Here is a 3,515-nt window from a genome sequence, read left to right on the forward strand (position 1 = left end):
GGCCAGCTTCGCCCGGTGCCACAGGATCTCGTCGGGATGCTCCGCCAGCAGCAGCCGCTCCACCACCTCATGGGCCGCAGGCGACTCGGGGCGGGCCGGGATGAACGCGGGCCGCAGCACCCGCAGATATGACCGCTCATCGGGATCGGGCACCACCTCGGCCACCGCGACCGGATCGAGCAGCGCGGCAATGGCCGCCGCCCGCTCCCAGGGGCCGCCCGCCGCCCGGAGCAGCAGTCCGAGCCGTCTGCCCCGCCAGCCGCGAGGGCGCCGGTCCTCCCCCGCGTCCAGCAGCACCCGCAGCCCCGGCGGTGTCCGGCCCGTCAACAGGGCCGGGTGGTCCAGGGCGAAGTCGTCGAGGTCATCGGCGAGATAGCGCCAGACGACCGCGCGATAGCGGTTGAGATAGAAGCGGATCGGGGCGAAGTGGCCCGTACGCGCGAGGCGGGTGAAGCGGCCCGGGCTGATGGCGAGCCGCTGTGCTCCCTGGGCGGTGCCGACGGTGCGCACCCGGTCACGCAGCGCGTCCGGGAAGCCATCGGCGCCGCGCAGCCGGTCGATCTCCCGCTGGGCGACCCGCGGTGGTCCACCGCTCGCCCCGGGTGTGACGCGGATGTGCCCCAGCTGGGCCGCGAGCTCGAACTCGCCCCGCCTCAGCTCCAGCTCCTGTGCCGCCCGGCCCGGAGCCAGTGCGCGCGCTTCCGCTTCCAACGCCACCGCGGGCGCTGCTTCCCGTACCTCCATGATGGTCTCCCCCGTGAGCCGCGAATACTCTCGGTGACGACCATAGCCCGGAGCGGCAACACCCCGCTCCAGCCTGTGGATAACTCTGCGGACCGGACTGCACGCGGCTGCGCGCCGACCCGGAGCAGAGTCGGTCTCCGCTGGTCAGCGGCTGTTCCCGCCCAGTTGTCTGGCCTCGACGCCAAGATGCTCACCGACCCGGTTCACCATGAGCGTCATTTCGTAGGCTATCTGCCCGACGTCGGCCTCGGCCTCGCTCAGGACGCACAGACAACTGCCTTCCCCGGCGGCCGTGACGAAGAGCAGGGCCTCGTCGAACTCGACCATGGTCTGGCGGGCTCTGCCCGCCCGGAAGTGACGGCCGGAGCCACGGGCCAGGGAGTGCAGACCGGAGGAGACGGCCGCGAGGTGCTCGGCGTCCTCGCGCGCCAGTCCGGTGCTCGCCCCGGTCACCAGGCCGTCGTTGGACAGCACGAGCGCGTGCCTGATGTGTGCGATCCGCTTCGTCAGATCGTCGAGCAGCCAGTCAAGCCCTTTGTCCAACGGCATGTTCGATCCCTCCCCGCTCATTCGTTCCCCGTGTTGCCCATCAGCCTTTCGCACACGGGACGGCAGGGCAAGGTGCAACTAGCCCACCGAATCGATTAGTCGTGCCGCGTACATTCGACCGGCATATTCAACGAGACGGATGAGTACCTCCTTCCCGGACTCGCGATCCCGCGCGTCGCACAGCACCACCGGTGTTCCATGGTCCAGGTCGAGGGCACGGGAAACCTCGTCCGCGTCATATGTCCGCGCTCCGGGGAAGCAGTTGACCGCGACGACAAACGGGATGCGGCGCTGCTCGAAGTAGTCGACGGCGGGAAAGCAGTCCGTGAGACGCCTGGTGTCGGCCAGTACGACCGCTCCGAGAGCGCCTTGGGACAACTCGTCCCACAGAAACCAGAATCGGTCCTGTCCTGGCGTACCGAAAAGATAGAGGGACAGGTCGGAGCGGATGGTGATGCGCCCGAAATCCATCGCCACGGTGGTGGTGGTCTTGTGGTCGACACCCCCGGTGTCGTCGACCGTGCTGCCCGCCTCGCTGAGCTGTTCCTCGGTCCGCAGTGGCCGTATTTCGCTCACCGCTCCGACAAGAGTGGTCTTCCCCACACCGAACCCGCCGGCGACCAGGATTTTCAATGCGAGGGCAGTGGACTCCCCGCCGGCGGCGGAGTGATTTTCCGAGGCCATCTGTCACTTCTCTCTGCGAGGAGACGGACTGCTTCTCAGGCGCGTGCGACCGGCGGGACGGGTGCCCTGACCATGCGACACCTCCCGGTGCCCGCTCACCGCACAACGGGCGAATGATCCGGCGAGCCCTCCGGCGGGGACTGCGGTATATCCGGACCTTCTTCGAGTACGGGCAGGACGGCATCGAAGGCTCCCATTACGGCGATGTCGAATATGTCCCGCCCGGAGACGCGTGGCAATGGCGGCCACCGCGGGCGCCTACAAGGCTTTCAACCCCGCGATCACCTCCCTGAGAAGCCGCTCGTCGGGCAGTTGCGCGGGTGGCACGGGTCGGCTGACCCTGATCTGACCGGCCTCCAGGAGATCCCCCAGAAGTACCCGGACGACACCCACCGGCAGATCGGTATCGGCCGCCAGTTCGGCCACGGACTGGGTCTCGCGGTGGCAGAGGGTGAGCAGTGTGCGGTGTTCCGGCCCCAGCAGAGACGTTTCGCCCGGGATGGGCGCGCCGACAGCGATGTCAACGAGCGCGATGAGGTCGAACGGTGTGTGGCCGGGCCCGGGTGCTGTCCGCCCGCCGGTCATCGCGTACGGCCGGACGAGTGGCCCGGCTTCCGCGTCGTACCACCGGCTGCCGGGGCGGCCATCGGGTCCTGTCACCTCAGTCATGATCTGTCGCCTCAGTGGTCCTTCAGGTCGCCATCGCGCGCGGAGGAGTGCGCAGATGCTCGCCGACCCGCTTGACGAGGCGGGCCATCTCATAGGCGACCAGCCCGATGTCGGCGGCGGCCGAGGTGAGGACGGCGAGAGCGGATCCGTCCCCGGCCGCCGCGACGAAGAGGAAGCCGTCGTCCATCTCCACCATGGTCTGACGCACGCTCCCGGCGTTGAAGTGCCGGCCCGTGCCCTTGGCGAGACTGTGGAATCCGGAGGAGACGGCCGCCAGATGCTCGGCGTCCTCCCGTGTCAGTCCCCGGGACGCACCCACAGGGAGCCCGTCGGTGGAGAGCACCACCGCGTGCCGCACCTCGCCTGCCCTGAGGACGAGATCGTCCAGCAGCCAGTCCAGGTCTCCGGAGTGGTGGTGTGCTGTGGCGGATTCGTACTGGATCATGCTCGGTCTCCTTCGGTGCCGGGGTTGGGCGTGCCGGACGTGGCGGAGCCGGACGCGTAGGTGTCGTGGTGGGCGATGCCCGGGTCCGGCCTGCCGGGCGCGGCGCCGCCGCCCCGTACCCAGCCGTCGCGGTACGCCGTCATACGGTCCCGAACCTGCTCGGGAGTACGCTCCGGGGGCTCGACGGACCGGGGCTCCGGGTCCCCGGTCGGGCCGGCTCCCTCACGCAGCTGCGGGACGAGATGGGACTGCCTCACCCGGCGCGGGAGTTCCCCGCCGTCCGGGGGCGAGGGTGTGCCGCGCCGGGGTCCGCCGGCGGTCGGGGGCCGGGTGGAACGCGAACGGCCACCGTCCGCCGGGGACGGGATGCCGCGCCGGCTGCCGTCGTCCGCCGGGGGCTGGGTGCCGCGCGGGCGCAGCGCGG

General features: G+C 70.2%; 5 protein-coding genes and 1 pseudogene. All 6 read right to left on the reverse strand.

Annotation, left to right across the window (positions count from 1 at the left end; genetic code table 11):
* The coding region (locus ACWF94_RS36565) for a DUF6397 family protein (RefSeq protein WP_453498902.1) at positions 1-744 on the reverse strand (744 nt) is incomplete at its 3' end.
* 144 nt (positions 745-888) lie between these two features.
* Positions 889-1,293 carry a roadblock/LC7 domain-containing protein gene (locus ACWF94_RS36570; RefSeq protein WP_453498904.1) on the reverse strand — a complete coding sequence of 135 codons (405 nt, stop codon included), beginning with the start codon at positions 1,291-1,293 and terminating at the stop codon, positions 889-891.
* A gap of 78 nt (positions 1,294-1,371) precedes the next feature.
* Positions 1,372-1,977 carry a GTP-binding protein gene (locus ACWF94_RS36575; RefSeq protein WP_453498906.1) on the reverse strand — a complete coding sequence of 202 codons (606 nt, stop codon included), beginning with the start codon at positions 1,975-1,977 and terminating at the stop codon, positions 1,372-1,374.
* Positions 1,978-2,235: 258 nt separating this feature from the next.
* The gene (locus ACWF94_RS36580; protein WP_453498908.1) at positions 2,236-2,646 is read right to left on the reverse strand and encodes a DUF742 domain-containing protein; all 411 of its coding nucleotides are present in this window, start codon (positions 2,644-2,646) and stop codon (positions 2,236-2,238) included.
* Positions 2,647-2,668: 22 nt separating this feature from the next.
* Positions 2,669-3,091, reverse strand: a complete 423-nt coding sequence (locus tag ACWF94_RS36585) for a roadblock/LC7 domain-containing protein (protein ID WP_453498910.1) — start codon at positions 3,089-3,091, stop codon at positions 2,669-2,671.
* A pseudogene (locus ACWF94_RS36590) lies at positions 3,088-3,515 on the reverse strand (hypothetical protein); the annotation flags it as partial. The pseudogene ACWF94_RS36590 and the gene ACWF94_RS36585, both read right to left, overlap by 4 nt.

This window comes from Streptomyces sp. NPDC055078 (assembly GCF_053607985.1).

Bases quoted from the DNA above. Each gene is read 5' to 3' on its own strand.
- ACWF94_RS36580 (WP_453498908.1), bottom strand. From the start codon at position 2,646: ATGACTGAGGTGACAGGACCCGATGGCCGCCCCGGCAGCCGGTGGTAC.
- ACWF94_RS36585 (WP_453498910.1), bottom strand. From the start codon at position 3,091: ATGATCCAGTACGAATCCGCCACAGCACACCACCACTCCGGAGACCTG.
- ACWF94_RS36570 (WP_453498904.1), bottom strand. From the start codon at position 1,293: ATGCCGTTGGACAAAGGGCTTGACTGGCTGCTCGACGATCTGACGAAG.
- ACWF94_RS36575 (WP_453498906.1), bottom strand. From the start codon at position 1,977: ATGGCCTCGGAAAATCACTCCGCCGCCGGCGGGGAGTCCACTGCCCTC.